Here is a 26,391-nt window from a genome sequence, read left to right as displayed (position 1 = left end):
CCTGGAGGTCAGAACGGGGGCGCTGCCGCGACGGCGGCCAGCACGGGGTGCAGCAGCGGGGCCACGCCGTGCCCGCCCGGTGCGGCCGGGGCGGCGGGGTCCATCCAGTGCAGCTCGACGATCTCGTCCGTCGGCTCGGGGACCTCGTGCCGGGCGACGGGCCGCCACAGCGCGAACACCTCCGAGTGCAGGGCGGCGCCGGGCTCGTTGGCGGCGGCGGTGTCCCACGCGCCCAGGCGGGTCAGCTCGTCCGGGCGCAGGCGAAGCCCGGTCTCCTCGGCCACCTCGCGGACGGCGGTGTCCACGGGGTCCTCGCCGGGCAGGTGCTTGCCGCCGGGGAACATGAACATGGCGGTGCCGGCCTTGCGGACGGTCAGCACGCGGCGGTCCGGGCGGGCCAGCACGACGGCGGAGACGCGGATGACCTCCCCGGCCGTGACGGCCGGGGTGCGGGCGGAGTCGGAGGGGGAAGGACTCATGCCCCCATCATCCTCCCCGCGCGGCTCAGAGGAGCGTGAGCCCCACCTTCACGGCGATTCCCAGCATGAGCACGCCCACCACGGCGTCCACGATCCGCCACGTCCGCGCCGAGTCCATGGACGGGGCGAGCTTGGTGCCGCCCCAGCCGAGCGCGGTGAACCACACGAGCGAGGCCGCCACCGCGCCGCCCACGTACGCCCACTTCGCTGCCCCGAATGTCTGCGCGAAGGTGCCCATCATGACCACGGTGTCGAGGATGGCGTGCGGGTTCACCAGGGAGACGGACAGCGCCAGCAGGATGATCCGCGGCAGCGGCGTCTGCGGGCGGTCCAGCGCCACGCGGCGCGGCTGCACGCGCTGCCGCACCGTCACCGACCCGCCGCCCGAGGGGGCGCCGAAGCCGGGCGCGCCGTCGTCGTGATGCCCGACGCCGGCCCCGGCCGGCTCGCGCTCGGCCAGGCGGCCGGTCACCGGGTCGATCAGCGGCAGCTCACCGGTGAGGACCGCGAGGTCGATGCGGTCGGGGCCGTGCCCGGTCCCCTCGACGTCCGCGGCCGCGGTGCTGAGGGTCCGGTCCCCGCGCCAGGCGGAGCGCAGCGCGCCCGCGGCGAACCCGAGGAGGTAGACCACGCCGGCCACGGTCAGCGCGGGCACGAGCCACGGCCAGCGCTCGGCCACCACGCCCACGCCGCCGGCGCCGAGCACGAGCAGCGCCACATCGGCCACGAAGCACACGGTCAGGACGGTCCACACGCGGTCGCGTCGGACGATCTGGCGCAGCAGGAACAGGGTCTGCGCGCCGATGGCGACGATGAGGGCGAGGTAGGTCAGGAATCCGGTGGCGAAGATGGTCACCGAGCGAGGATAGGAGCCGTCCCACGTCCGTGCCATCGCGATCTTCTTCAGGATCTGAAGACATCCTTCATGGCCACCCCTACCCTGGACCGCATGAACTCCGACCACCTGCGCGCCCTCGTCGCGGCCGTCGACCACGGCACCTTCGACGCCGCCGCGGACTCCCTGCGGATCTCCGGCTCGGCCTTCTCGCAGCGGATCAAGGCCCTGGAGCGGCAGGTGGGCCAGGTGCTCCTGGCCCGCACCGTCCCCGTCCGGCCGACCGCGGCCGGAGAGCGCATGCTCCGTCTCGCCCGGCAGACCCTCGCGCTCGAGGACGAGACGCTCGCCGCGCTCGGACGCGGTGACGGCGGCCGCGTGCCGCTGCGCGTGGCCCTCAACGCGGACTCCCTCGACACGTGGTGGGAGCCCGTGCTGCGCGAGGCGGCGACGTGGGACGACGTCGTCCTGCAGATGCAGTCCGAGGACCAGGAGCACACCGCCGTCCTGCTGCGGGACGGCGCGGTCGTGGCGGCCGTGACGGACGACCCCACGCCCGTGGCCGGGTGCACCTCCACCCCGCTGGGCACAATGCGCTATCACGCGGTGTGCGCGTCCTTCCTGCTGGAGCTGCACCGCGACGCGCGGGGCCGGGTCGACTTCGGCACGCTGCCGATCGTGGACTACGGCCCCCGCGACGGCCTGCAGCACACGGTGCTGCGCCGCGTCACCCGCGGCCGGCCCGTGGCCGACCCGCCGACCCACCTCGTGCCGTCCGTGCACGCGTATCTGCGGGCGGTGGAGCTCGGGCTGGGCTGGGGCATGCTCCCCTCGGTGCAGATCCCGCCGGGCGTGCTCGAGGGCCGGCACCCCGACCTCGAGCCGATCCCGGCCCTCGGCGCAGCCGACGTGCACCTGCACTGGCAGCGCTGGACGGCCGGGACCGCGGCTCTGGACCGCCTCACGGACGCGGTGCTGCGCGCCGCGCCCTCGGCGGGGGACACCGCGGACTGACGGGCGCATTCGAGACCCGCTCCGGACGCGCCGCGACCCCCGCCGGAGGGGCGGGGGTCGCGGTCACGGGCCGCTCGGGGCGGCCGGGGTCGGGTCAGCGGGCGTCGCCGGTGCCCGGGCGGCGGGTGTCCGCGCCCTCGGCGCGCACGTCGCCGGCGCGGTCGTCCACGCGGTGCACGTCATGGTCGCGGTGCGCGCCGCCCACGTGGTGGTCGCGGCGCACGGGCTCGGCGTGCACCTCACGCTTGCGGCGGCCGGCCAGGCCCGCCAGGCCCAGCAGGCCGGCCAGGCCCCACAGGCCCCAGTTGCCGTTGTCGTCCTTCTCCTCCTCCTGGGGGGCGGGCGACTCGGAGGCCGGTGCCGTCGTGGCGGCCTCGGTGGCCGGGGCCGTGGTCTGCGCGACGGCGGCGGGGGCGCCGAGGCCGGTGACGACGGCGGCGGCGAGGGTCAGGGCAGTGGCGGTGCGGCGGATGTCAGTCATGTTCGTGCTCCTCTCACCGGCGGCCTTCGCCGACCGGCGTCGGGGTGGATCGGCCGGAAGTCCCGGACGATCCTTTCGGTCATACACAGGCACCGTACGCATAGGGGGGTGGGGGTACGTCAACGGTTGCCGTCCCGGGGTCAGGGCCGGCCGGCCCGGGCGGAGCCGCAGCAGGAGCCCGCAGCCCCCGGCCCGGCGCGCCCCGGGGTGCAGGGCACAACGACGTCGAAACGCGTCCACCCGCCCTCGGACGCCACGGTCACGTCCCCGCCGTGGCTGCGCGCGATCGAGCGCACGATGGCCAGGCCCAGACCCGTGGACGGCTCCGTGCCCGGGGGGCCCGTCCGGCCCTTCCCGGGGCCGCGGACGAAGCGGTGGAAGAGGGTGGCGTGTCGGTCGGCCGGGATGCCGCCGCCGTCGTCGTGGACGCTGACGAGCATGAGGCCGGGCCGGGGCCGGTCCTCCCGCACGGAGGCCGTGACGGTGGTCCCGACGGGGGTGTGCTTGGCCGCGTTGGAGAGCAGGTTGCCGACCACGCGGGCCAGCTGCGACCGGTCGCCGGTGACGGACCGCTGGGTGCCCGGCTCCGCCCCCTCGGGCAGGTCCACCACCCACGTGTGGTCCGGCCACGCAGCGCGGGCGTCCATCACGCCCTCGAGGACCACCTCGGACAGGTCCACCTGTTCGGCCAGCGCCACCTCCTCGGAGGGCTCCAGACCCATGGCCCGGCCGCGCGAGACGGACTCGAGCCGTTCGAGCAGGAGCATGTCGTCCACGAGGGCGGCCATCCGGTCGGCCTGGAGCAGCACCCGGTCGAGTGACCGCCGGCCGGTCGCGGAGAGCTCCTCCGTCATCGCGATCATCTCGGCGTAGCCGCGCACCGAGGCGAGCGGCGTGCGCAGCTCGTGGGAGGCGTCCGCCATGAACCGGCGCATCTGCTGCTCCTGCACGCGGCGCTGCTCCAGGGCCGCCTCGACCGAGCCGGTGAACCGGTCGAGCGCCTGGGCGACGACGGCCACCTCGTCCGGCCCCCGCAGGAGCCGAGGCGGCATGCGTGAGTCCTCCGGATCGAGCCCGGCGCGGGCCATGTCCACCTGGGCGACCCGTTCGGCGACGGCGGCGACCTCGCGCAGCGGGGCCAGCCCCCGACGCAGCCACAGGGTCACCAGGATCGCGGTGGTGAGGACGGTGACGAACAGTCCGACGGCGACCGCGATCAGCGCCTGCCGTGCGACGTCGGACATGGCGCCCGTCGGCGCCCCCACCACGAGTACCTGGTCCGCGGCCACCCAGGGGCCCGGCGCGGTCAGGGTCTGGGCCTGGACGCGATAGGAGACGTCGCCGACGACGGCGTCCAGCATCGGCCCGCCCGGCCTGTCCCGGACGGCGTGGAGGAGGTCGTGGGCCTCCTGCGCCGTGAGCGGCACGGACTCCCCGGCGTCACCGACCCGGTGCCCGATGAGGGCGTCCTGCTGATGCGCTCCCAGACCGGAGAGCGGGACGAGCGCGACCACCGTCCCCTCGGGCTGGCCGAGGGCACCCGGCGCGCGCAGGTACCCCTCCCCGGGGCCGACGTCGCCCCCTCCGCCCGGCGAGGGGACCGTCAGCTGCTCCGAGGCGCGGATCCATGCTTCGGAGGCGTCCCGGGAGGCGGATTCGGTCAGCAGGGCCTTCGTGATGCCGGCCGCGAAGAACGAGTAGGCCAGGATGGTGGCCACCAGGATCAGAAGGACGCCGGCGCCGACGCGGCGGGCCAGCGACGTGGGCCGCCTGCGGCGGGTGCTGCCGTGCCCCGACGGGACCGCGCCGGTCTCAGGCGGGCCGGATGACATACCCGGCGCCGCGGATGGTGTGGATCATCGGATCCCGATCCGCGTCGATCTTCTTCCGCAGGTAGGAGATGTACAGCTCGACGATGTTCGCGCGGCCGCCGAAGTCGTAGCCCCAGACGTCCTGCAGGATGCGCTCCTTGGAGAGCACCGTGCGGACGTTGGCCATGAGGAACTTCAGCAGGTTGTACTGCGTGGCGGTCAGTTCGATCTCGTCGCCGCCGCGGGTCACCTCGTGGGTGCGGGTGTTCATCACCAGGTCGCCGACCACGAGCACCTCGGAGCCGCCCGAGACCACGCCGGAGCGCTGCACGAGCCGGTGGGCGCGGATCAGCACCTCCTCCATGGAGAAGGGCTTGGTCACGTAGTCGTCGCCGCCGGCGGCCAGGCCCGCCACGCGGTCCTCCGTCGCGTCCTTGGCGGTGAGGAACATGGCGGGCATCTCCGACCAGTGGGCGCGCAGGCGCTCCAGGACGTCCAGGCCGTCCATGTCCGGCAGCATGACGTCCAGGATCGCCAGGTCCGGCCGGCCGGCGGTGCCCAGCTCGACGGCGGTCGCGCCGTCGTGGGCCACGATCACCTCCCAGCCGCAGAGGGTGAAGCCCATGGAGAGCAGGTCGGCGATCATCGGCTCGTCGTCCACGACGAGCACCCGCACCGGCGCGCCGTCCGGGTGCGAGAGCTCGGGCAGGACCTTCTTCAGCTCCGCCATGGATGACGGGCCGGTGGTGCTCTGGATGGGGCTCACAAGGTTCCTCTACGTTCAAGAGACGGTTCACGGTGCCCACGCGGACGTCGCGGGCTGCGGGGGACGAGCGCCTCGCGACGGAGGGGCGACGCCGTTCCGGGGGATGGCGGACGGGCGGCGACCGGAGGCCGGGGGGTGCGCGGATCCCCCCTCGACGGAGCCCCATGCTACGCGGACCAGCCGGGTCGGCCCAGAGTCTTCTCGGAACGCGGACATCAGCGTGACTCGTCACAGCCCTGACGCATCCGGCGGCGCCACCGGGGCCGCCCTGTGCTGACGCCGCGCCGCGTGGCCGGCGTCAGTCGACCGGCTTCATGGCCCAGTGCGTGGCCAGGGTGCCGAACATGTGGGTCTCGTGCCCGATGTTCACGAAGCCGGCGTCCGCGAAGAGGTCCGCGACCTCGTCCGGCGTGTGGAACGCCTTCGTCGAGGAGGACAGGTACGCGTAGGCCTCCGGCCGGTCGGCGATCAGCTTCGCCAGCTGTGGCATCACCCGGTGGATGTAGAAGGAGGAGAAGGGCTTGAGCACGTTGTCCGGCGCCGGCGACGTCTCGAGGGCCGCGACCCAGCCGCCGGGGCGCAGCACGCGGAACTGCTCGGCGAGAGTCGCCGGGATGTCCGCGACGTTGCGCAGCAGGTAGCCGTGGGTCACGGCGTCGAACGAGCCGGACTCGAACGGCAGGTCTGTCGCGTCCGCGACGACCCACTCGATGCGGTCCCCGCCCGCGCGGGCACGGCCGACCTCCATCATCTCGGCGGCGATGTCCGCGCCCACCACCTGTGCGTCGGGGTGCCGCTTGAGCACCTCGAACGCGAGGTCGCCGGTGCCGGTGGCCAGGTCGAGCACGCGGGCCTGCGCGGGGATGTTGGCCCGCGCCACCGTGTGGCGCACCAGGCGCGGCTCCTGACCCCATGTCATGACGGCGTTCATCAGATCGTAGCGGCCGGCGATGGCGTCGAACATCGCGGAGACCCGGTCGTGGTGGTCGGCGGCGCCGCGCTGCGCGTCGCCGCGCGGGGCGGGGAGGGGGTTCTGGCTCACCAGGCCACCGTATCCCGCCCACCTCCCCCGACGACGCCCCTCACCGGGATTGCACAGAGGCGTTAGGTTGCCCTAATCTTCCGGAGTTACCTCACGTCGGTGTTTGCTAATGCCGGCCCGGCAGGGCCGACGCATCCTCCGACCGCAGACCCGACCCCCTCCGCCCGGCGCCCGCGCGTCGCGACCGTGAAAGGCCACCACCATGGCACCGTCCCCCCTGTCCCGCCGCTCCCTCCTCGCCGGCGGGGGAGTCGGCCTCACCCTCCTGCTCGCCGCGTGCTCCACCGGCCCGGCCGGAGGCTCGGCCTCGTCCTCGTCGGCCGGTGCGTCGTCGTCGGACGCCGCGGGCGGGGACGCCGCGTTCCCCCGCAGCATCGAGCACGTCTACGGCACCACCGAGATCCCGCAGCGCCCGACCCGCGTGGCCACCGTGTCCTGGGTGAACCAGGACGTGACCCTCGCCCTCGGGGTGGTGCCGGTGGGCATGGCCGCCGTGGAGTTCGGGGGGAACGCGGAGAAGTCCACCGACTGGTTCGACGCGAAGCTCGCCGAGACCGAGGGCGCCCAGAAGCCCGTGCAGTGGTCCGAGGCCTCCGGCATCGACGCCGAGGCGATCGCCGCCGTGAAGCCGGACGTCATCCTCGCCGTCTACTCCGGCATCACGCAGGAGGACTACGACCGCCTCTCGAAGATCGCCCCCACCGTGGCCTACCCGAAGGACGTCCCCGCCTACGGCACCTCGTGGCAGCAGTCCACGGAGGTCATCGGCCGCGTGCTCGGCAAGGAGCAGGAGGCGGAGGAGCTCATCGCGGACCTCGAGCAGCAGATCAAGGACGCCGGCGAGAAGCACGCGGGCCTCCAGGGCGCGTCCTTCGTCTACGGCACCATCGACCCCGCCGCCGCGGACCAGATCAGCATCTACACGGACGTGGACAACCGCCCGAAGTTCCTCGAGCTGCTCGGCATGGAGCAGGCGCCGGTGGTGACGGAGAACTCCCCGGAGGACCAGGCGTTCTTCTTCACGTGGTCGCCCGAGCGCGCGGACGAGCTGGAGTCGGACGTGTTCGTCTCCTGGGCCGCCCAGGACTCGGTCCGCGAGGCCATCGAGTCCGACCCCCTGCTGGGCTCGATCCCGGCCGTGAAGGCCGGCGCCCTCGTCCTGCAGACGGACGAGCAGGAGGTCCTCTCCGTCTCCGCGATCTCCCCGCTGTCCATCCCGTTCGCGCTCGAGAAGGTCGTCCCGCCGATCGCCGAGGCCGCGAAGACCGCGCAGGGCTGATCCCTCCCCATGCCGTCCACGGCCCTGGCCTCCCCGGCCCGCGTCCGCGCGGGCGTGCTGATGGGCGCCCTGCCCGCGGCGCTGCTGCTGGCGGCGCTCGTGGCCGGCGTCGCCCTCGGCGCGCGCACCGTGCCGGCGACGACGGCGCTCGACACCCTGGGCGCGGTCCTCACCGGGCACCCCGTGCCGGAGGGCATCGAGGCGGCGGCCGTGGCCTCCCGCGTGCCCCGCGTGGTGACGGGGGCGCTGGTGGGGGCGGCGCTGGCCGTGGCCGGCGCCGCCCTGCAGGGGGCCACCCGCAACCCGCTCGGCGACCCGGGGCTGCTCGGGCTCTCCGCCGGCGCGGGGCTGGCCGTGGCGGCGGGCATGGCGCTCGGCGTCGCCGGCTCCACGTTCGGGGTGCTGGCGCTGGCCGCCGTCGGGACGCTGGTCGCGGCGGCGCTCGGCTACGCGGTGGCGGCGGCCGCCACGCGGAGGGGCCGGACGACACCCGGCGCCCCCTCCCCCATGGCGCTCGTGCTGGCCGGCGCCGCGATCACCGCCGGCGCCACCGCCGGCACCACGGCGCTGCTCGTGCTCTCCCCCACGGTCCAGGACCGACTGCGCTTCTGGGCCGTGGGCACGGTGGCCCGCGCCGACCTCGGCGAGGCGCTCGCCCTGGCGCCCGTGATCGCCGTCGGGCTGCTCGCCGCCGTCGCCGTGGCCCCCGGGCTCGACGCCCTCGCCCTCGGCGACGACCTCGCGCACGGTCTGGGCGGGCGCCCGGAGCGGGTGCGCGCGGTGCTGCTGGGCGCGGTCGTGCTGCTCACGGCCGCGGCGGTGGCGCTGGCCGGGCCGGTCGGGTTCGTGGGGCTGCTCGTGCCCCACGCGCTGCGCCGTCTGCGGCCGCCGAGCACGCGAGCCCTGATGGCCGGCTGCGCCCTGTGGGGCGCCGTCCTCGTGATCCTCGCGGACCTCGCCGGGCGGCTCGTCGTGGCGCCCGGGGAGATCCACCTCGGGGTGACCACCGTCCTGCTCGGCGTGCCCGTGCTGCTGGCGCTGCTGCGCCGCCCGGGGGTGGCCGCATGAACCTCCAGCACACCGCCCCGGACGACGTCGTCGCCCGCCTGCGCCGCTCCGACCGGCGCCGCCTCGGACGGGCCTGCGCGGGCCTCGCCGTGGCCGTGCTGGTCCTCGCCCTGCTGCGCGTGGTGTGGGGCACGTACCAGGTGACCGTCCCGGACCTCGTGCGGATCCTGGGCGGGGAGACGATCCCGGGAGCGAGCTTCATCGTGCTGGAGGAGAAGCTGCCCCGCGCCGTGGCCGCAGTGCTCACCGGCGCCGCCCTGGGCGCGGCCGGCGCGCTCTACCGGCGCACGCTGCGCAACCCCCTGGCCTCGCCGGACATCCTGGGCGTCACCCAGGGCGCCGCGGCGGCGGTCGTGCTGGGGATGCTGGCGACCGCCGGGCAGACCGGCGGCGCATCGGACCTGACGCGCGCCGCCACGGCACTGATCGGCGGCCTCGCGGCGGTGGCCGCCGTGTTCGCCACGGCCCGCTCCGTGGGGGGCGAACGGTTCGTGGTGGCCGGCATCGCGGTGGCGGCGGCGGGCCAGGCCGTGGTGGCCGGGGCGATGCTCTCGCTGGCCCAGCACGACCTGCAGTCGGCCACCGTCTGGATCGCCGGCTCGCTCAACGGCGTCACGTGGGGCCGCATTGCGCTGCTCGCGGGCGTGCTCGCGGCCGCCCTGCCGCTGGCGGGGGTGCTGCACGCGCGGCTGGCCCCCGCCGACGTCGGCCCGGACCTCGCGCACGCCCTCGGCGCCCGACCGCGCCCCACCTCGGCCGCGGCGCTGGGGCTCGGCGCAGTGCTGGCCGCCGTGGCGACCGCCGTCGTGGGGCCGCTGGCGTTCGTCGCGCTGCTGGCCACCCCGGTGGCGCGCGGGCTCACCCGCGGCCTGCCCTCCCTGCCCGCGGCGGCGCTCACGGGCGCCGCGCTCGTGCTGCTCGCGGACCTCGTGGCCGGCGAGGCCGTCCCCCTGCTCACCGGCGCCGCCCTGCCCACCGGTGTGCTCACCGGCGCCGCCGGCGCCCCGCTCATGCTCTGGCTGCTGCTGCGCCAGGGCCGGACCCCAGGAGGCGTGCGCCCCGCATGACCGCTCCCCCGCTCACCGTCCCGTCCCCCGCCGCACCGCGCGCCGGGGCCGCCGACGACGTCGCGATCCGCCTGCGCGGCCTGACGCTCGGCTACGGCCCGGCCTCGGCACCGCCGATCGTCGAGGACCTCGACCTGGACGTGCCCGCCGGGCGCGTCACCGCGATCATCGGCGCCAACGGCTGCGGCAAGTCCACGCTGCTGCGCGGCCTGACCCGCCAGCTCGCCCCGCGCGCCGGGAGCATCGAGGTGCTCGGCCGGGACGCCGCCCGCGTGTCCGCGCGCGACTACGCCCGCACCGTGGCGCTGCTGCCCCAGCATCCCGTGGCGCCCGAGGGCATGACGGTGGCGCAGCTCGTGGCGCGCGGCCGTCACCCGCACCGCGGGCTCCTGGGCGGCCGGGCCGCCGGCGACGACGCCGCGATCGCCTCGGCGCTCGAGCGCACCGACCTCGTGGAGCTCGCCGACCGCGAGGCCGGCACGCTCTCCGGCGGGCAGCGGCAGCGGGCGTGGCTCGCCCTCGTGCTCGCCCAGCAGACCCCGGTGGTGCTCCTCGACGAGCCCACGAGCTACCTCGACCTCAGCCATCAGGTGGAGGTGCTGGACCTGGTGCGCGCGCTCCCGGACCCGCGCGGCGGGGGCCGGGCGACCGTCGTCGCGGTGCTGCACGAGCTGAACCTGGCGGCGCGCAGCGCGGACCACATCGTGGCGATGGCCGCGGGCCGGGTGGTGGCGCAGGGCACGCCGGGCGAGGTGATCGTGCCTGAGGTGCTGGCCGAGGTGTTCGGCCTGGACGCGGACGTGGTGGCCGATCCGCTGCTGGGCCACCCCGTGGTGCTGCCGCGCGGGAACGGGGACCGCCGATGAGCGCCGACGGCATGATCGTGGCGCACACGCGCGTGGTGTCCGTGGAGCAGCCGTGCCGCGGGTTCCGGCGGATCGTGCTGGCGGGGCCGGACCTGGAGGCCGCCAGCGGGGACCTGCTGGGACTGCTGCCGCCCGGCGTCGCCGACCTGCACGCCCTGTACCGGGGCGCGCGGCCGCGCCGGGACGCCTATGTGAAGCTGCTGATCCCCCCGCCGGGCGGGACGTCGGCGGACCCGGACCTGTCCGCCGGGTTCCGCGCCGGGTTCCTGGCCATCCCCGAGGAGGAGCGCGGCTGGATGCGCACGTACACGGTGCGCTCGGCCGGGCTCGTGCGGCTCGACGGGCGGCAGGTGCCCTCGCTGACCGTGGACGTGGTGCTGCACGGCGACCCGGACGACCCCGCCGACCCGCATCAGGGGCCGGGCCTGCGCTGGGCGCGCGCCGTCCAGGCGGGGGACGCGGTGAACGTGCTGGTGCCCTCGGCGGAGGCGCCGGCGTGGTCCGGCTGGCGGCAGACGGGGGCGCACCGTGTGCTGGCCGTGGGCGACGAGACCGCCGTCCCCGCCCTGGTGTCCGTGGCGGAGGAGCTCGCGGACCCGTTCGGCGGGTTCGACGGCGAGGCGGACCTCGTGCTCGAGCTGCCCCACGACGGGCAGGCCGCCGACCTCATCGCCGAGCGCCTGGCCGTCCCCGAGCCGTGGGACTGGCGGGCCGTGACGGAGCTGACGGACCGGGGCCGCGTGCGCCTGCACGTGGGCCGCCGGGCGCCGGGGGCGCCGTCGGGGTCCTGGGCGCACGCCCGCCTCGCCGCCCTGCTGGGCGTGGACCCCGACGACGCCGGCGGGCCGGTCGCGCCGCCCGCGGCCTCCGTCGAGCGCGAGTGGACCGTCGCCGCCCTCGAGGCCGACGAACGGCCCGAGGCCTACGTGTTCCTCGCCGGGGAGTCCGCGATGGTGCGCGCCCTGCGCCGGCTCAGCGTGGGCCCCGGCGGCGTGCCGAAGAAGCACGTCTCCTTCATGGGCTACTGGCGGGAGGGCCAGGCGGAGAGCTGAGGAGTGGGGTGGTGGAGCGCCGCTCCGCCCTCGCACCGGCGTCGGGCTCTCCCTACTGTGGGAGTTCAGCACCCGATCGAACCGAAGGAGAGATTCCCATGACCCGCACCGTGATCATCGGCGGCCACGGCAAGGTGGCCCTGCTCGCCGCACCTCTGCTGGCGGAGGCCGGCCACGACGTCGTCTCGATCATCCGCAACCCCGATCACGCCGAGGACGTCCGCGCCGCCGGCGCCGAACCGCTCGTCCTGGACATCGAGAAGGCGGACCAGGAGGAGCTGCTCCACGCGCTGCGCGACGCGGACAACGTCGTGTTCTCCGCGGGCGCGGGCGGCGGGGACGCCCAGCGCACCCGGGCCGTGGACCACGACGCCGCCGTCGCCAGCATGCGCGCCGCCGAGGCCGCGGGCGTGCGGCGCTACGTGATGGTGTCCTACCTCGGCGCGTCCCTGCACCACGACGTGCCCGAGGACGACCCCTTCTACACCTACGCGCAGGCCAAGGCCGAGGCGGACGAGGCGCTGCGGGACTCCGGGCTGGCCTGGACCATCCTCGGTCCCGGCGCCCTGACCGACGAGGAGCCGTCCGGCCGCATCACCGTGGACCCGGACCTCTCCGACTCCGATGCCCCGCAGCGTGGGGCCAGCCGCGGCAACGTCGCCCGGGCGATCGTGGCCGTGCTCAGCGAGCCGGGCACGGTGGGCCGGAAGATCGACTTCGTGGACGGCGACGTGCCCGTGGCCGAGGCCGTCCGCGGCGACTGACGCGCCGCCAGCGCCGGGGACGGCCCCTCAGGCCAGGCCGAGGCGGCGGTCCACGGTGCCGAGCACGCCCATGAGCCCGGTGAAGCCGGCCAGGATCCCGGCGAGCACGACGCCCACGCTGCGGCGGCCGAGCCGCGGCACGTCGAGGAACGGGTACGGGTACCAGTCGATGCGGGGCCCGCGCGCCATGGTCACCGCCGCCCACATCAGCGGGATGACCGAGGCCAGGCCGGCGCGCCGCGGCGTGATCTGCCCGCGCGGGTCGAACAGCGCCCACACCGCCGGGGCGAGCACGGGGTTGACGATGTGCTGCAGCGCGTCGTTGAACCGGTAGAGGAAGGTGTCCTGTTCGCGGCCACGCAGCACCGCGTTGTAGACGATCCCCGTGACCAGCACCGAGCCGAGGCCGGCGGTGCGCACGGCCCAGAACGCGTCCGACGTGGGCGCCTCACGACGCGCGGCCAGCGTCAGCGACGTGCCCGCGACCAGCGCGTTGGACAGCCACGTGAAGTACGCCGGCTGGTTGAGGGCGTGGGACCAGCCCGCGGGGAACCCGCCCTGATAGCCGACGCCCGGGATCACCATGGAGTCCTTGGACATCCCGATGGGGAACGAGGTCAGGCACCCGATCAGCGGCAGTGCCCCCGAGACCTGCCACGCCAGGCGGCTCCGACGGTCCACCGGCGGCACGGGACGCGGCTGCAGCCGGGACACGACGGCGTGCGCGATCCGCTCACGGACCCCCTGCGGGGCGGGGCGGGTGCGGCGGACGGAGGGCAGGCTGACGCGGAGGGTGGAAAGGGGCATGGGGGGTCGTCCTCGAACGGCGGGGTCAAGGGATGAGACCGCCCATTCTCACATGAACAGCAGTTGAACGAAAGGGGGCGAGACGGAGAACACCGCCGCGCCCCCCCTCCTGCCCGCCCCGCCGCCTCAGTGGGCGCCGGCCTCCTCCAGCGGCAGGATGCGCTCCGGATCCTCGACCTCCACCCGCACGCCGTCGGCCTGCAGCCGGCGCACGCCCTCGGCGATCAGCCGTCGGCCGACGTCGTCGATCCGGTCCACCCGCGTGAGGTTGAGCACCACGGTGCGGATGGGCCCGTCGTTCTCATCTCGGGCGGCCACGGCGGCGGCCTCGTGCACCGCCCCGCCGCCGGTCGCGGCCGAGAGCGCCGCGCTGTCCGCCGCGGCCTCCTGCCACCGCGGGTAGACGGCGGCGTCCCACCCGGTGCCGGGCTTCTCCGCACCGGTGTCCAGGTCCGTGAGCGCGTCCAGCACCGCCTCCGCACCGCCGAACCGGATCACGCCCTGCAGATGCACGAACACGCGGTCACCCTCGCGTTCCACGAAGCGCACGGCGGTGCCGCCCAGGCTGTCCCCGTCCATGAGATGCAGCCGGAAGTCCTCGGAGAGGCGGCGGCACGCCAGCACGCCGCGCGCCGAGTTGCCCACCTCGTCCAGGCGCGGCGAGAACACGCCGATCCCCACGCGACCCGGCAGCGCGCCGAGCACACCGCCGGCCACCCCGGACTTGGCCGGGATCCCGACGTCGGCGAGCCACTGCCCGGCGGCGTCGTACATGCCGGAGGAGGTCATCACGGACACCACGCGCCGCGCCACGATGGACGGCAGCATCCGCTCTCCCGTCATCGGGTGGATGCCGCCGGTCGCCAGACACGCGCCCATCACAGCGAGGTCCTTGGCGGTGACGAGCACGGCGCACTGCGCCACATACCCGGCCACGATCTCCTCGGCGGAGTCCTGCAGCACCCCGTAGCTGCGGAGCATGTGCGCCAGGGAGAGGTTGCGGTCCGAGACCGCCATCTCGGACTCGTACGTCTCCCAGTCCACCGAGAGCCGACGCCCGGCGAGCAGGGACATGATCTCCACGGCCCGGTCCAGCCGCTCCTTCCGGCTCGCCTCCGGTCCCACGAGCAGCTGGTGCACCGCGAGCGCGCCGGCGTTGATCATGGCGTTGTCCGGGCGGTGCGACTCCGCCTCGAGGGAGAGCTCGTTGAAGGCCTCGCCCGAGGGGTTCAACCCCACCTGCCGGTCCACGGCGGCGAAGCCCCGGTCCACGAGCGCGGCCGCGTACGTGAACGGCTTGGACGCGGACTGGATGGTGAACTCCACGTCCGCGTCGCCCGCGAAGTGCAGCCGCCCGGTGGGGGTGGCCAGCGCGATGCCGAAGCGGTCCGGGTCCGCCTCCGCGAGCACGGGGATGTACTGGGCCGTCTCGCCCGGGTTCACGGCGCCGAGCTCGGTGACCAGGCTCGCCAGGTAGTCGGGGATCGGGTGTCTCATCTCAGGCCTCCCAGCGCAGGCAGGTCAGGGGCTCGCCCCCGGGCACGGGCACGTGGCCGGTCGCACGGAAGCCGAGCCGCTCATAGAACGGGACGGTGGCGGGCACGGACGCCTCGAGGTGCACGGGCAGACCCGACGCGCGGCGCTGGCCGTGGCGCACCAGCGCACTCGCCGCCCCGCGCCCGCGGGCGGACGGGACGGTGCCGACCTCCTCAAGGTACCAGTGCCGGCCTGCCGGGCGGGCCCGCTCGCAGGCGGCCTGGATCCGCTTCAGGGCGAGGGTGTGGCGGCCGTGGACGGCGACGGCGGTGGGCAGCCCCGCCAGCAGGCCCGGCACGTCGACCCCGCGGGGGGCGGCGGGGGAGGTCCACACGGCGGCGCCGAGCAGCGTGCCGGCGGCCGCGTCCACGGCGACGTCCACGGCGCCCAGCGGGGCGCCGTCGGCCCCCGCGCGCAGCCCCTGGCGCACGGCGGCGGTGAACTTGCGCTCGAGGCGGGGCCCGCGCCGGTCCTCGGGCACGAGCCCGAGCGTGTACGGGTCCGTGGCGAAGGCCTCGGCGAGGACGGCGCCCACGCGGCGGGCGGTGTCCTCACGGGCTCCATCCGGGCGCAGGGTGAGCACGTGGACGCGGGGGCGCGGGGGCGCGGGGTCCGGGGAGGTCATGGCCGCCAGTCTAGGGACGGGGCCGGGCGCGTCATCGGACCGGCCGACGCACGCCCCACCCCGTGTGATCGGCGACACTGGTGGACATGGACTCCTCCGCACCCCTCGACCCGACCCCCGCCGCCCCGCCTGCCGCGGACGCCCCGCCCGCCGACGTCGTCGCCCGCCTGCAGGCGGAGCTGCCCGGCCGCGTGGACGTCTCCGCCGCCGCACTCGAGGCCGCCCGGGCGGACCGCTCGGGGCATCGCTCCCCCGCCGCGCCGCGGGCCGTGGTCCGCGCGCGGACGGTGGAGGACGTGCAGGCCGCGTGCCGGATCGCGCACGGGACCCGCACCCCGCTGGTCACCCGCGGAGCGGGCACGGGGTTGGCCGGCGGCGCCGTCGCGGGGGCGGGCGAGATCGTCCTGGACATGACCGCGATGGACCGGATCCTGGAGGTCTCCCCCGCGGACCGCGTGGCCGTCGTCGAGCCGGGGATCCTCAACGGGGCGCTGAACGCCGCGCTCGCCGAGCACGGGCTGTGGTGGGCCCCGGATCCCGCGTCGAAGGACATCTCCACGGTGGGCGGCAACATCGCGATGAACGCCGGCGGGCTGCTGTGCGCCAAGTACGGCGTCACGCGCGAGGCGGTGCTGGGCCTGGACGTGGTGCTCGCAGACGGCACCCTGCTGCGGCTGGGCCACCGCACCGTCAAGGGGGTGACCGGCTACGACCTGGTCGCGCTGATGATCGGCTCGGAGGGCACGCTCGGCGTGATCGTGGGCGCGACGCTGGCGCTGCGGCCGGCCGTGCGCGGCGTGCCCGTGACGCTCGGCGGGTTCTTCCCGGACGTCGTCGCGGGCGCCGCCGCGGCCGAGGCGATCACCGGGGCCGGTCACGTGCCCGCCCTGATGGAGCTGATGGACGAGGCGACGCTCGCCGCGGTGCGCGCGCACGCGGGGCCCGAGCGCGGGGCCGCCCTGCCCGAGTCCGGCGCGTTCCTGCTGGTGCAGGCCGACGGCGCCGGCGCCGAGGCGGACGGGGAGGCCATGGCCGCCCTCATGCGTACCCACGGCGGGGACGTCACCGTGACCGTGGACCCCGCCGAGGGGGAGGCCCTCATGGCCCTGCGCCGCACCGCGTTCCCCGCGCTCGAGCGCCTCGGCACCCCGCTCGTGGAGGACGTGGCCGTCCCGCGCAGCCGCATGGCCGAGATGTTCGCGCGGATCCGTGAGATCGAGGCACGCACCGGCGTCGCCATCCCCACCACGGCCCACGCCGGGGACGGCAACCTGCACCCGATCCTGCTGTTCGGCGCGGCGGCGCAGGTGGGCGGCGCGGCCGAGGACGCCGCGTCGATCCCGGCGGACGTGTGGGAGGCCGCCGGCGAGCTGTTCCGCGCGGGCCTGGAACTCGGCGGCACGCTCACCGGCGAACACGGCGTGGGCCTGCTCAAGCGCGCGTTCCTGCGAGACGAGCTCGGCGACGCCCAGCACGACCTCCAGCAGCGCATCAAGGCCGTGTTCGACCCGCACGGCATCCTCAACCCAGGAAAGGTGTTCACCCCGTGACGCAGCCGACCACCCCCGAGACCCCCGCCGACGCCGGCACGCCGACCCCGTTCGAGGTCGGGCTGCAGCTGCGCTGGTCCGACGAAGACCGCTACGGCCACGTCAACAACGCCCGCCTGCTCACCCTCGCCGAGGAGGCGCGCGTGCGCGCCCTGGCCGCGTGGGCCACGACGACGGCGTCCCCGGACGTCCAGCGCGTCGTGCGGTCCATGGAGGTCCAGTACGAGGCGCCCGTGGTCTACGCCGGGCCCGAGGTGACGGCGCGGGTGTGGATCCTGCGGATCGGCCGGACGTCCTTCACGCTGCGCCACGAGCTGTGGCAGGACGGGCGGCGCTGCGTGCTGTGCGACGCCGTGTTCGTGCAGGTGGACCCGGCGGCCGGGCGGCCCGTGGCCGTCTCCGACGAGGAGCGCGCCGCCTTCGAGCGCGTGCTGATCCCCGCCGAGGACTGACGGGCCGCCGTCGGGCCTGTGGACGGCCTGCCGTCTCGCAGGATCCCGCCGTAGGCTCTGAGGCCATGGAGCAGGACCCTTCCCCGGACGCGCCCGCGCCCTCGGCGGACGTCGAGGCGCTGCGCGGCACCCCCGTGTCCGAGTTGACGCAGCTCACCCCCGCGGCGTCAGGGGCGCTGGAGCGGCTGCGCCGAGACGTCGAGCGCTTCGACCTCGAGTACCGCTCGGCCCTGCTCCAGGTGGAGGCGCGGCTCGAGGTGCTGCGGGACGAGTTCACGCACCTGCACGACTACAACCCCATCGAGCACATCGTCACGCGGGTGAAGTCGCCGGAGTCGATCCTGCGCAAGGCCTCCGCCCGCGGGCTGTCCCTGGACCTGGACGCGCTGCGCACCAACGTCACGGACATCGCCGGGGCGCGCGTGATCGTCAGCTTCGCCCGGGACGTGTACCGCGTGTTCCGCCAGTTCACGCAGCAGCCGGACATCCGGGTGCTCGAGGTGGAGGACTACATCTCCCGGCCCAAGCCCTCGGGCTACCGCAGCCTGCACTGCCTCGTGCAGGTGCCGATCCACCTGTCCACCGGCACGATCCCGGTGACCGTGGAGATGCAGTTCCGCACGAGCGCCATGGACTTCTGGGCCACGCTCGAGCACAAGATCAACTACAAGTTCGACGGCGGCGTGCCCCCGGACATCGCGACCGAGCTCGTGGCCGCCGCCCGCGTGGCTGCGGACCTGGACACCCGCATGGAGCGCCTGCACGACCAGGTGCAGGAGACCGACAGGGACGACGACGCCGCCGCGGCCTGGGAGGACGACGGCGGTCCCGTCTTCGAGGACGAGCCGGCGGCGGGGCCGGGCGAGGCGCGGCCGGGTGACGACGCGCCCGGCGCGTCCACCGTCTGAGCCCCTCCGTCCACACCCGGCGGGCCGCGTGCACAGGGTTCTCCACAGAGTTGTCCACAGGTGTGGATGAGTCACACGCGTGTGATCCAGCAAAGCAGAGCAGGGCGTGACCGCAGGCCAGGGAGGACATGCGGAGGGAGCGGCTGCCGGTAGCCTGAGCCGATGCCCTCCACCGCCGTGCCGCCGCGCGACTCCGGCGCCGCCTCCACCCTGCCCGCCCGCACAGGGCACCGCGGGGTGTCGATCCTGCGCACCGCCGCCCTCGTCCTCGTGGTGGCGGCGTTCGTGTGGCTGGCACTCACCGTGCGCCTGCCCGGCGTGGACGAGCTGCGCGCCCAGCTGGACGGCTTCGGCTGGTGGAGCTGGCTGGCGTTCACCGTGCTGTACGCGGCCGTGGCGCTCACCCCCATCCCCGTGACGATCATGGCGGTCACCGCCGGTGTGCTCTTCGGCGCGATCGAGGGGACGGTGCTGTCCGTCGTCGGAGCCCTGCTGGGCTCGCTCGGGGCGTACGGCATCGCGCGCGCGGTCGGACGCGAGGTGGTCCTGCGCGGGCTCGGCCGCCACGCCGAGACCGTGGAGCGGCGGCTCGAGGACACCGGGTTCCTCGCCCTGCTGGCCCTGCGCGTCGCCCCGGGGCTGCCGTACTGGCCCGTGAACTACGGGGCGGGCGCGCTCGCCGTGCCGCTGGGGATCTTCGCCGGCTCCACCGCGGTCGGCGTGATCCCCGGGCAGCTCTCCCTCGTGGCGATGGGGGCGTTCGCGGTGCGCCCGGGCGTCGTGAACGGCGTGCTGCTCGGGGTGGGCTGGCTCGCCGTGGGCGGTCTGACCCTGTGGGCGGTGCGGCGCTGGCGACGGGCAGCCCGGGCCGCGGAGGGGCCGGCGGGCTCGGAGGGGCCGGAAAGCCCGCGGAGTGGTCAGGACACGCCGTCTCCGCGTGCGCGACGCGGCGTGTCGTGACCACTCTGCGCCGGACGTCAGCCGAGGGTTGTGTACCGCACGCCGAACTTGCTGCTGACCTGCAGGAACACGAGCACGTCCGTGCCGCGCGCGTAGGCGGGCATGCCGTACCAGGTGCGGGGTTCGAGCTCCGGGGCCGCCTCCGTGACGATCCGGTGCACCCCCACCGCCATGGCGCGGTCCTGCTCGGGCATCTCCTCGATCTTCACCAGCAGGTCCTGCAGGGCGTCGGCCTTCTTCCTGCCGCCGCGCTGGGCGCGCAGCTCCTGCGCGCGCTCGGTGATCGCGGCCTGCTCCGCGGCGCTGAAACCGGTGGACTCGCTCACGGTGCCTCCTGGGGTGCGGGGACGGGTCCTGCCCTGGTCTCAGCCCCGACGGCCCAGGCGACCGAGCAGGCGGGTCTGCCGGTCGGCGTCGTCGGCCACGGGGACGGGCTCGCCCAGGATGCCGGGCGTGTAGGCGGCGTCGCCGAACAGTTCCAGCGACTCCTCCACGCAGTCGATCTCCGCGTCCGTGAACCGCGCGTCCACGCCCTGCGAGCGGGCCAGGTCCCAACGGTGCACGATCACGTCGAACGCGTGGAAGCGGATCAACGCCTCACCCACGGGCATCTCCCCGAGCGCGGTCTTCATGGGCCGCATGATGAACTCCTCGTCACCGGCGAGGGCGGACATGGCGGCGGCGTGCTTGGCCCACTGGGTGGCCAGCTGCTGGCGGGACCCGTCGAAGAGGGGCACCTCCCGGCCCTGGCGGGCGGCGAAGTCGCGCTGGCCGGCGATCACGTGGTCCAGCAGGTCCAGCGCGTCCCAGCCCTCACACGGGGTGGCGGCGTCCCAGTCCCGCACCTCCCGGACGACGGCGGTGAACGGCTCGGCGGCCGCGTTCCAGCGGGCCTCGACCTCGGTGGCGGGGATGGACATGGTGCTCTCCTCAGGGTCGCGGGGTTCTCGGGGCCGCGGCGGGCGACGACGGCGCCGGGCTCGGCTTCTTCGGGCCGCGGATGGACTCGGGGCGGGCCGGGTCCAGGACGGACCGGGGGTCGAAGAACTCCTCCAGCACGGGCCGCTCGCCCGAGACGGCCGCGGCGAGGCTGATGCCGTCCACGTTGATGCGCGAGCCGCGGTAGTAGCCGGGCTCGAGCTGGCCCCACGCCTTGGAGGTGCCGTCCACGAGGAAGAAGGAGCGGTAGCCGAGCTCGCGGAAGTAGCGGTACCGCTCGTTGTCCTCCGTGTACGTGCCGGGGCCGGTGACGTCCGCGCCGAACGGGTAGATGAGCATGTCCGTGGGGCCGAGGATCGGCTCGACCTCCTCGTGCCAGTGCCTCATGTCGAACTCGAGCTCCTCCATGGTCAGCTTCGGCACCGTCCGGTGGCCCCACGTGTGGGAGGCGAACTCCCAGCCGCTGTCCTTGAGCGCGTCGGCGACCTCGGTGGCGGCCGCGACGTCGGCGTCGAACGTGGGGCTGTCCCCGAACTCGCGGGCCGAGGTGCGGTAGCCGAACACGCCGTCGTAGCCGGTCATGGCCAGCACGCCGCGGGCGCCGTTGAGGCTGAAGTCCGGGTGCTCGGCGAGGAAGTCGTCCAGGCGCGGGACGACGTCGAACGCCCCGATGTGCGTGGTGCCCTCGGCGTCCGTGTACTCGTTGCGGACGCGGCCGTCCTCGGCCACGATCAGGCGGTCCGCGAAGCCGTCGCCGTCCATGTAGAGGTAGTACGAGCAGTCGTCCAGGGAGAGGATCAGCGGGGTCCGGCCCTCGGGGACCATGAGGGTCTTCGGGCGGACGACGTCGTCCTCGCCCACCTCGTACAGCTCGTGCGGGGAGACCAGCACGTAGCCGCGCTCGTAGACCTGCCGGATGACGGCGTCGAACTCGTCCACCGTGACCATGAAGTCCAGGTAGCCGCCGGCCTTGTCGTCGCCGTCGAAGGCGCGGGCCGGGTCCACCACGAGGGAGTGGAAGAACAGGTGCGGAACCCGGGCCACGTCCGACCAGGCCACCGGTTCGCCGGCGGGCGGCGGACCAGCGGGGGCGGCGGAGGTGGGCGCGGACGAGGTCGGCACGGACGACGACGCCGCGTCCTCCCCGTCCTGCCCGCAAGCGGCCAGCAGTCCCGATCCGAGCAGGGCGGAACCGGCCAGGAGCAACTGTCGGCGGGTCGGCTGCGGCACGGGCGGGGGCATCGGGCACCTTTCTCCGGGGGCACCCATCATCCCAAGGCCGCCCGGCCCGAGACCACCCCTGCCGGGCGGGCGGGCGGAGGTGGGAACCGGCCGGGCATGGGAGGCCGGCCGGCGGCGGGGCTCGATCCGCCGTAGACGGCCCAGAGTGGTCACGCGGACGACCCGAGCTCGGCGCGGACCGTGTTCGACCGCTTCGTGTTCAGCAACCACATCCGCAGCGTCAGCGTCGACTGAGCCCCGGCTGGGAGGCACCTTCGACGCGCGCCGACGCACGCGCCCCTCGTGCCGTGCCGCATGCCACACTGGCGAGCGTGACCCGACGTCCGGATGCACCGCCCCCGGTCGACCCGCGCACGCGTGCGGCCCTGCGCGCCGTGCTCACGGTCCTGGCCGTGATGGCGGTGCTGTTCGCCGCCGTCGTGCTGATGCTGGCCTACGGGCCCGCCCGCTGAACCCGTCCTTCCCGATCCAGGAGCAGCCATGTCCCCCGCGGACCCCACCGCCGACGTCGCGGCCCGACCGGCCGGCCCCGCCGCGGTGGCCGAGGCCTTCGCGGCCGCCTGGAACGCCGCCGACGCCGACGCGCTCGCCGAGCTGTTCGCCGAGGACGCGGACTTCGTGAACGTGGTGGGCGTGTGGTGGACGCGGCGGCGGCAGATCCGGGTGAACCACGCGCTCGGCTTCCGCTGGATGTTCCCGGCCTCCCGGCTCGTGCTCGGGCAGGTGCGCGTGCGCGAGCTCGGGGACGTGGCGGTGGTGCACGCGCCGTGGACCATGACGGGGCAGACCGCGCCCGACGGCGACGAGGCCGGCGAGCGCACCGGCGTCCTGCTGCTCGTGGTGCGCCGCACCGAGGCCGGGGCGTGGGAGGCGGTGGCCGGGCAGAACACGGATTCCGTGCCCGGGGCCCAGACCCACCTGGCCGACGACGAGGGGCTCGCCGCGGTGCACTATCACCCGTCCGCGTGGTTCGACCCCGACGAGGACCCGGACGGCCCGGAGGCCTGCTGAGCGGCGACCGGCTCACGCCACCGTCAGCAGCCGCACCCAGTCGTCCTCGACCCGCTCCCCGCCGACCACGAACTGCCGCGCCCCGACCGTCTCGAAGCCGAGGCGCTCGTAGAACCGGTTGGCCCGTGCGTTCTGCGCGTTCGTGCCGAGCCACACGTGCCGGAACCCCAGCCGCCGCAGCCGCTCGACGCCGTCGTGCACGAGGGCCTCGGCCAGCCCGGTGCCGCGCCCCTCGGCGAGCACGTACAGCTTCGAGAGGTGGCCGGCCGGCACGTCGCCGAGCCGCTCCGTGACGGGTGCCTCGGGGGCCGCGGCGGTCTCGTACATGGCGTAGCCGAGCAGGGTCTCCGGGGCGTCGGCCGCGGCGCCCACGAGCACGATCCGCTCCGGGTCCGCGATCCACGCGGCCACGGCGGCCTCACTCAGGTGCAACGCGATGTGCGCCTCCACCGCGGCACGCGGCAGCGAGGCCGGGGAGGCGTCCGGGAAGGTGGCCGCGGCGATCGCGGCGATCGCGGGCGCGTCCTCGGGGCGGGCCGGACGGACGACGGCGGCGCGGGGTGCGGAAGTCATCCCCGCTCAGGCCTGCAGCGCGGGGTGCAGGTCCTTCATGCGGAACCGACGCCGGCGCCGCACCACGAGCACGTCCAGGGCGAGCGCCGCCGCCCCGATGCCCATCAGCACGACCACCGGCACCCAGAAGCGCTGGTCCGGACCGCCGGAGATCGCGTTGCGGAACGCCTCGATGGAGTAGCTCATCGGCATGAACGGGTGCAGCGCCTGGAAGAAGCCGGGCAGCACCTCGGCCGGGTAGGTGCCGCCGGTGGAGGCCAGCTGCAGGACCAGCAGGACCAGCAGCAGCGCCGAACCGGGGGTGCCGAGAGCCGTCTGCACCAGGTGCGCGATGAGGGAGAACACCACGGCCACGAGCACCGTCAGGGCCACGGCCCGCACCGGGTGCACGGGGGCCAGGCCCAGCGGCAGCGTCGCGGCGAGCATGAGCAGGCCGCCGCCCACGGCCACGATGCCCACGGGCAGCCACGCGGCCAGCGCGATCGCCACCGGGTTGCGGCGCCCGGCCAGCAGCCGCCCGCTGATGGGCCGCATGATGTTGAACGCGGCGATGCCGAACACCCACAGCGCGATCGAGAAGAACATCGGCGCCATGCCGCGGCCGTAGACCTCCGCGGAGTTGTCCACCTGCATCACGGCCTCCACGGGCCGGGACATCACCAGGGCGGCCTCGTCCCGCTCGTCCTCGGTCAGGGCGGGGACGCGGTCGACGCCGTCGGAGAGCCCGGAGGCGAGCTCGTGGGCGCCGTCGTCGAGGGTGCCGAGGCCGGTGTGCAGCTCCCCGGCGCCGTCCTGGAGCTGGGCCAGGCCGTCGTCGAGCTCGGTGGCGCCGGACTCCAGCTGGCCCGCACCGTCCTGCAGGGTCAGCGCCCCGTCGTGGAGCGCGGCGTTGCCCTCGGCGAGGGTGGTCGCCCCGTCCGTCAGCTCGCCGAGGCCGGACTGCAGCTCCCCGGCGCCGTCCTGGAGCTGAGCCAGGCCGCCGTCGAGCTCGGTCGCGCCGGAGCCCAGCTGCTCGAGGCCGTCCGCGAACCTCCCGGCGCCGTCGGCGAGGGAGTCGGCCCCGTCCTTCGCCGCACCGATCCCGCCCTGCAGCTTCTCCGCGCCCGCGGCCACGGCGTGGGCGCCGTCGTTGAGGTCCGTCAGATCCGCCTTGGCGGAGGCGGCGACGTCGTCCTCGACGAAGCCCTGGACGCGCTCGTTGGCGGCCGCGGAGGTCGCGGCGGCCTCCTCGGCGCGGCCGGCGACGGCGGTCACCCGCTCGTCCGCGCCGGTGAGCGCCTCCTGGAGCGCGGCGTACTGCTCGGACTCGGCGAGCGTCGGGTCCTCTTCGGCGAGCGCGGCCAGGGCGGCCTGCGCATCGGCGATGCGGGCGCCCGCGCCGTCCTCGGCCGTGCCGGCCACCTCGGCGACCCGCTGGACGTCCTCGTCCACCGCGGCGACGTCGGCGGCCACCGCGTCCTGGCGCTCGATCACCTGGTCCAGGCCGGGGACCACCGTGTCGTAGAGCTGCTGGGTGCCGTCGGCCACCTGCGTGGCGCCGTCGGTGAGCTCGGCCGATCCGGTCTGCAGCTGGGCCAGCCCGTCGGAGAGGTCCGTGGCGCCCTGACGCAGGGCGGGGGCGTTCTCGGCGAGCTGCCCGGCACCGTCGGCGAGGGCCTGGGAGCCCCCGCGCGCCTGGTCGAGCCCGTCGGCCAGGCGCCCGGCCCCGTCCTGCGCGGACGCGGCGCCCTCGGCGAGTCGCTGGGCGCCGTCGTCGGCCTGGGCGGCGCCGTCCGCGAGGTCACCGGCACCCGTGGCGAGCTGGCCCGCGCCCTCGGCCAGCTTGCCCGAGCCGTCGTGGGCCTGGACGATCCCGTCCTCCAGCCGGCTCGCGCCGTCCACCGCGGAGGCCGTGCCGTCGGCCAGCTGCGCGGCACCGTCGGCGGCGTCCACCATGCCCGACCGCAGCTCGCCGAGGCTGGCGAAGACGGCCTCGAAGTACGCCTCGATCGCGGACCGGTTCACGGCGGCCTCGACCTTGGCCTGGCTCGCGTTCGTGACGGAGCCGATCACGAAGCCGTTGGCGTCGTCTCGGCGCAGGGTGATCTGCGCCTGCTGCGGTGTCCCGCCGCCCTCGGGGCTGACGAGGTCACGGCTGAGCTCGGCGGGGATCTCCAGGACGAGGTAGTACCGGCCCTCCCGCAGTCCCTCCTCGGCCTCCTCGCGCGTGGTCTCGCGCCAGTCGAAGGCGCGGTCGTCCTTGAGGCGTTCGGTCATGTCCGCGCCGGTGCGCAGCGTGGTGTCGCCGCGCTGGACGGGCTCGTCCTCGTTGACGATCGCCACCGGCAGCCGGTCCATGGCCCCGTAGGGGTCCCAGTTCGCGGACAGGTACAGGGCGCCGTAGATGGCGGGGACGAGGAAGATGAACAGCAGGGCGAGCAGGGGCAGGCCACGGCGGAAGCGTCGCAGCTCGTAGCGGAACAGCATCAGTTCTCCCGGACGGGGGGCAGGGTGAGGACGACGGCGTCGCGCGGCACGGGCGCGGAGGCCACGGCGCTCACCGCGAACGGGTGGCCGTGGTCCTTGAGGACGTCCAGGGCCGCGTGGAGCGCGACCAGCTCATCGATGGTCAGGGTGGCGTCCACGTCGTCGAAGGTGACGAGGCGGGCCGGGCGCAGGCAGGCGACGACGGCGGCCAGCAGCGCGCGCTCGGGTGCAGGCAGCTCCCCGACGACGGCCTCCGGCGCCACGCTCAGCCTCACCGCGTCCGCGAGGAGGGCGAAGCGCGCGCGGCCGGCGCGGCGGCGCACGCCGTCGGCGAGGCAGCGCTCGTCCACGACCTCGGCCGCGGTCAGCGCCGGCTCGAGCTCCACCACGTCGGTGGTGTGGGCGACGGCGGTGCGGGCGCGCAGGGCGTGCGGGTGGCGCGCGGCGTCGATCGGGGGCCGGTACGCGCGGGCGGCGGGCCGCTCCGGCCCGTCCAGTGCGACGTCCACGGGGCCGCCGGTGAGCACGAGCTCGCCCCGCACGCCCTGCAGGCGCCCCGTGAGGGCGAGCAGCAGGGCCGAGCGGCCCGAGCCCTGGGTTCCGAGCACGGCCAGGTGGGTCTGCGGGGGCAGCACGAGGTCGAGGGGGCCGAACACCGGCCCGCGACTGCCGCGCAGGGTCAGACCGCGCGCCACGAGGGTGGCGGGCGGGAGGTCGTCGAGGTGCGCCGGGTCGGGGGCGGGCCCGGGGCCATGGTGATCGGCGTCGGTGGGAGTGGAAGACATGGGCCCTCTTTGC

28 protein-coding genes are annotated in these 26,391 nt (G+C 75.3%); 13 read left to right on the top strand and 15 right to left on the bottom strand.

Annotated features, from left to right (window positions below; all coding sequences use genetic code 11):
• Nucleotides 1-8 precede the first annotated feature (8 nt).
• Entirely contained in the window at nt 9-479 is a 471-nt protein-coding gene (locus tag ACZ1IK_RS06315; RefSeq protein WP_465098399.1) for an NUDIX hydrolase, read from the bottom strand.
• A 25-nt stretch (nt 480-504) separates the two neighbouring features.
• On the bottom strand, nt 505-1,335 hold the full coding sequence (locus ACZ1IK_RS06310) for a LysE/ArgO family amino acid transporter (RefSeq protein WP_227717951.1): 831 nt from the start codon (nt 1,333-1,335) through the stop codon (nt 505-507).
• A 69-nt stretch (nt 1,336-1,404) separates the two neighbouring features.
• On the opposite strand from ACZ1IK_RS06310, the gene ACZ1IK_RS06305 reads away from it, so the two are divergent.
• A complete protein-coding gene (locus ACZ1IK_RS06305) occupies nt 1,405-2,328 on the top strand; it encodes an ArgP/LysG family DNA-binding transcriptional regulator (RefSeq protein WP_135040394.1) in 924 nt (307 codons plus the stop codon).
• 94 nt (nt 2,329-2,422) lie between these two features.
• Here the strand turns inward: ACZ1IK_RS06305 and ACZ1IK_RS06300 are convergent, their stop codons facing one another.
• From ACZ1IK_RS06300 to ACZ1IK_RS06285, 4 genes are all read right to left on the bottom strand, one after another.
• Nucleotides 2,423-2,809, bottom strand: a complete 387-nt coding sequence (locus tag ACZ1IK_RS06300) for a WGxxGxxG family protein (protein ID WP_036314487.1) — start codon at nt 2,807-2,809, stop codon at nt 2,423-2,425.
• A 140-nt stretch (nt 2,810-2,949) separates the two neighbouring features.
• Entirely contained in the window at nt 2,950-4,527 is a 1,578-nt protein-coding gene (locus ACZ1IK_RS06295; RefSeq protein WP_465098398.1) for a sensor histidine kinase, read from the bottom strand.
• A 94-nt stretch (nt 4,528-4,621) separates the two neighbouring features.
• Nucleotides 4,622-5,350 carry a response regulator transcription factor gene (locus tag ACZ1IK_RS06290; protein ID WP_029248286.1) on the bottom strand — a complete coding sequence of 243 codons (729 nt, stop codon included), beginning with the start codon at nt 5,348-5,350 and terminating at the stop codon, nt 4,622-4,624.
• 334 nt (nt 5,351-5,684) lie between these two features.
• Nucleotides 5,685-6,428, bottom strand: a complete 744-nt coding sequence (locus ACZ1IK_RS06285; protein WP_141843835.1) for a ubiquinone/menaquinone biosynthesis methyltransferase — start codon at nt 6,426-6,428, stop codon at nt 5,685-5,687.
• A 202-nt stretch (nt 6,429-6,630) separates the two neighbouring features.
• On the opposite strand from ACZ1IK_RS06285, the gene ACZ1IK_RS06280 reads away from it, so the two are divergent.
• The 6 genes from ACZ1IK_RS06280 to ACZ1IK_RS06255 all read left to right on the top strand — a co-directional run bounded on the left by ACZ1IK_RS06280 (nt 6,631) and on the right by ACZ1IK_RS06255 (nt 12,524).
• Nucleotides 6,631-7,707 carry an iron-siderophore ABC transporter substrate-binding protein gene (locus tag ACZ1IK_RS06280; protein ID WP_248086804.1) on the top strand — a complete coding sequence of 359 codons (1,077 nt, stop codon included), beginning with the start codon at nt 6,631-6,633 and terminating at the stop codon, nt 7,705-7,707.
• A gap of 9 nt (nt 7,708-7,716) precedes the next feature.
• Nucleotides 7,717-8,775, top strand: coding sequence for a FecCD family ABC transporter permease (locus ACZ1IK_RS06275; RefSeq protein WP_036314493.1), 1,059 nt, complete (start codon nt 7,717-7,719; stop codon nt 8,773-8,775).
• Nucleotides 8,772-9,842, top strand: a complete 1,071-nt coding sequence (locus tag ACZ1IK_RS06270; RefSeq protein WP_465098397.1) for an iron chelate uptake ABC transporter family permease subunit — start codon at nt 8,772-8,774, stop codon at nt 9,840-9,842. Before ACZ1IK_RS06275 ends, ACZ1IK_RS06270 begins: the two co-directional genes overlap by 4 nt.
• Nucleotides 9,839-10,708, top strand: a complete 870-nt coding sequence (locus ACZ1IK_RS06265; protein ID WP_206452404.1) for an ABC transporter ATP-binding protein — start codon at nt 9,839-9,841, stop codon at nt 10,706-10,708. The genes ACZ1IK_RS06270 and ACZ1IK_RS06265 overlap by 4 nt, the downstream gene beginning before the upstream one ends.
• Entirely contained in the window at nt 10,705-11,760 is a 1,056-nt protein-coding gene (locus tag ACZ1IK_RS06260; protein ID WP_041104096.1) for a siderophore-interacting protein, read from the top strand. Before ACZ1IK_RS06265 ends, ACZ1IK_RS06260 begins: the two co-directional genes overlap by 4 nt.
• A gap of 98 nt (nt 11,761-11,858) precedes the next feature.
• Nucleotides 11,859-12,524 (top strand): SDR family oxidoreductase, encoded by a 666-nt coding sequence (locus tag ACZ1IK_RS06255; protein ID WP_041104097.1) that lies wholly within the window; start codon nt 11,859-11,861, stop codon nt 12,522-12,524.
• A gap of 27 nt (nt 12,525-12,551) precedes the next feature.
• Here the strand turns inward: ACZ1IK_RS06255 and ACZ1IK_RS06250 are convergent, their stop codons facing one another.
• The 3 genes from ACZ1IK_RS06250 to ACZ1IK_RS06240 all read right to left on the bottom strand — a co-directional run bounded on the left by ACZ1IK_RS06250 (nt 12,552) and on the right by ACZ1IK_RS06240 (nt 15,492).
• On the bottom strand, nt 12,552-13,331 hold the full coding sequence (locus ACZ1IK_RS06250) for a Pr6Pr family membrane protein (RefSeq protein WP_144825434.1): 780 nt from the start codon (nt 13,329-13,331) through the stop codon (nt 12,552-12,554).
• 126 nt (nt 13,332-13,457) lie between these two features.
• Entirely contained in the window at nt 13,458-14,828 is a 1,371-nt protein-coding gene (gene glsA, locus ACZ1IK_RS06245) for a glutaminase A (protein WP_465098396.1), read from the bottom strand.
• Between the two features lies 1 nt (nt 14,829).
• Nucleotides 14,830-15,492 carry a GNAT family N-acetyltransferase gene (locus ACZ1IK_RS06240; protein ID WP_285139644.1) on the bottom strand — a complete coding sequence of 221 codons (663 nt, stop codon included), beginning with the start codon at nt 15,490-15,492 and terminating at the stop codon, nt 14,830-14,832.
• An 86-nt stretch (nt 15,493-15,578) separates the two neighbouring features.
• On the opposite strand from ACZ1IK_RS06240, the gene ACZ1IK_RS06235 reads away from it, so the two are divergent.
• The 4 genes from ACZ1IK_RS06235 (at nt 15,579) to ACZ1IK_RS06220 (ending at nt 19,362) form a co-directional block, all read left to right on the top strand.
• Nucleotides 15,579-17,042, top strand: coding sequence for an FAD-binding oxidoreductase (locus ACZ1IK_RS06235; RefSeq protein ID WP_376174280.1), 1,464 nt, complete (start codon nt 15,579-15,581; stop codon nt 17,040-17,042).
• Complete coding sequence (locus ACZ1IK_RS06230) at nt 17,039-17,494, top strand: acyl-CoA thioesterase (RefSeq protein ID WP_060974353.1); 456 nt, start codon at nt 17,039-17,041, stop codon at nt 17,492-17,494. Before ACZ1IK_RS06235 ends, ACZ1IK_RS06230 begins: the two co-directional genes overlap by 4 nt.
• A 65-nt stretch (nt 17,495-17,559) precedes the next feature.
• Nucleotides 17,560-18,402 (top strand): GTP pyrophosphokinase, encoded by an 843-nt coding sequence (locus ACZ1IK_RS06225; protein ID WP_036314511.1) that lies wholly within the window; start codon nt 17,560-17,562, stop codon nt 18,400-18,402.
• Between the two features lie 162 nt (nt 18,403-18,564).
• Complete coding sequence (locus ACZ1IK_RS06220) at nt 18,565-19,362, top strand: TVP38/TMEM64 family protein (RefSeq protein WP_020624722.1); 798 nt, start codon at nt 18,565-18,567, stop codon at nt 19,360-19,362.
• Nucleotides 19,363-19,379: 17 nt separating this feature from the next.
• Here the strand turns inward: ACZ1IK_RS06220 and ACZ1IK_RS06215 are convergent, their stop codons facing one another.
• The 3 genes from ACZ1IK_RS06215 to ACZ1IK_RS06205 are packed head-to-tail and all read right to left on the bottom strand — an operon-like array spanning nt 19,380 to nt 21,543.
• Complete coding sequence (locus tag ACZ1IK_RS06215; RefSeq protein WP_246830358.1) at nt 19,380-19,688, bottom strand: DUF1801 domain-containing protein; 309 nt, start codon at nt 19,686-19,688, stop codon at nt 19,380-19,382.
• Nucleotides 19,689-19,727: 39 nt separating this feature from the next.
• Nucleotides 19,728-20,282 (bottom strand): TIGR03086 family metal-binding protein, encoded by a 555-nt coding sequence (locus ACZ1IK_RS06210; RefSeq protein ID WP_036339014.1) that lies wholly within the window; start codon nt 20,280-20,282, stop codon nt 19,728-19,730.
• Nucleotides 20,283-20,292: 10 nt separating this feature from the next.
• A complete protein-coding gene (locus ACZ1IK_RS06205; RefSeq protein WP_170080058.1) occupies nt 20,293-21,543 on the bottom strand; it encodes a polysaccharide deacetylase family protein in 1,251 nt (416 codons plus the stop codon).
• A gap of 311 nt (nt 21,544-21,854) precedes the next feature.
• Between ACZ1IK_RS06205 and ACZ1IK_RS06200 the strand changes: the two genes are divergently transcribed.
• Together ACZ1IK_RS06200 and ACZ1IK_RS06195 are read left to right on the top strand one after the other, a co-directional pair.
• A complete protein-coding gene (locus tag ACZ1IK_RS06200) occupies nt 21,855-21,995 on the top strand; it encodes a hypothetical protein (RefSeq protein WP_168168005.1) in 141 nt (46 codons plus the stop codon).
• A 28-nt stretch (nt 21,996-22,023) separates the two neighbouring features.
• The gene (locus ACZ1IK_RS06195; protein WP_336647045.1) at nt 22,024-22,554 is read left to right on the top strand and encodes an SgcJ/EcaC family oxidoreductase; all 531 of its coding nucleotides are present in this window, start codon (nt 22,024-22,026) and stop codon (nt 22,552-22,554) included.
• 12 nt (nt 22,555-22,566) lie between these two features.
• On the opposite strand, the gene ACZ1IK_RS06190 is transcribed toward ACZ1IK_RS06195, so the two are convergent.
• The 3 genes from ACZ1IK_RS06190 to ACZ1IK_RS06180 are packed head-to-tail and all read right to left on the bottom strand — an operon-like array spanning nt 22,567 to nt 26,378.
• The gene (locus ACZ1IK_RS06190; protein ID WP_020624718.1) at nt 22,567-23,127 is read right to left on the bottom strand and encodes a GNAT family N-acetyltransferase; all 561 of its coding nucleotides are present in this window, start codon (nt 23,125-23,127) and stop codon (nt 22,567-22,569) included.
• 6 nt (nt 23,128-23,133) lie between these two features.
• Nucleotides 23,134-25,593 (bottom strand): YhgE/Pip domain-containing protein, encoded by a 2,460-nt coding sequence (locus ACZ1IK_RS06185; protein ID WP_336647044.1) that lies wholly within the window; start codon nt 25,591-25,593, stop codon nt 23,134-23,136.
• Nucleotides 25,593-26,378, bottom strand: a complete 786-nt coding sequence (locus ACZ1IK_RS06180; RefSeq protein ID WP_465098395.1) for an ATP-binding cassette domain-containing protein — start codon at nt 26,376-26,378, stop codon at nt 25,593-25,595. Before ACZ1IK_RS06180 ends, ACZ1IK_RS06185 begins: the two co-directional genes overlap by 1 nt.
• Nucleotides 26,379-26,391: the final 13 nt, after the last annotated feature.

It is taken from the genome of Micrococcus sp. CS26, from assembly GCF_055522295.1.
The sequence above is the reverse complement of the archived record's forward strand: the minus strand, read 5'-3'. Positions and strand labels throughout refer to the sequence as shown.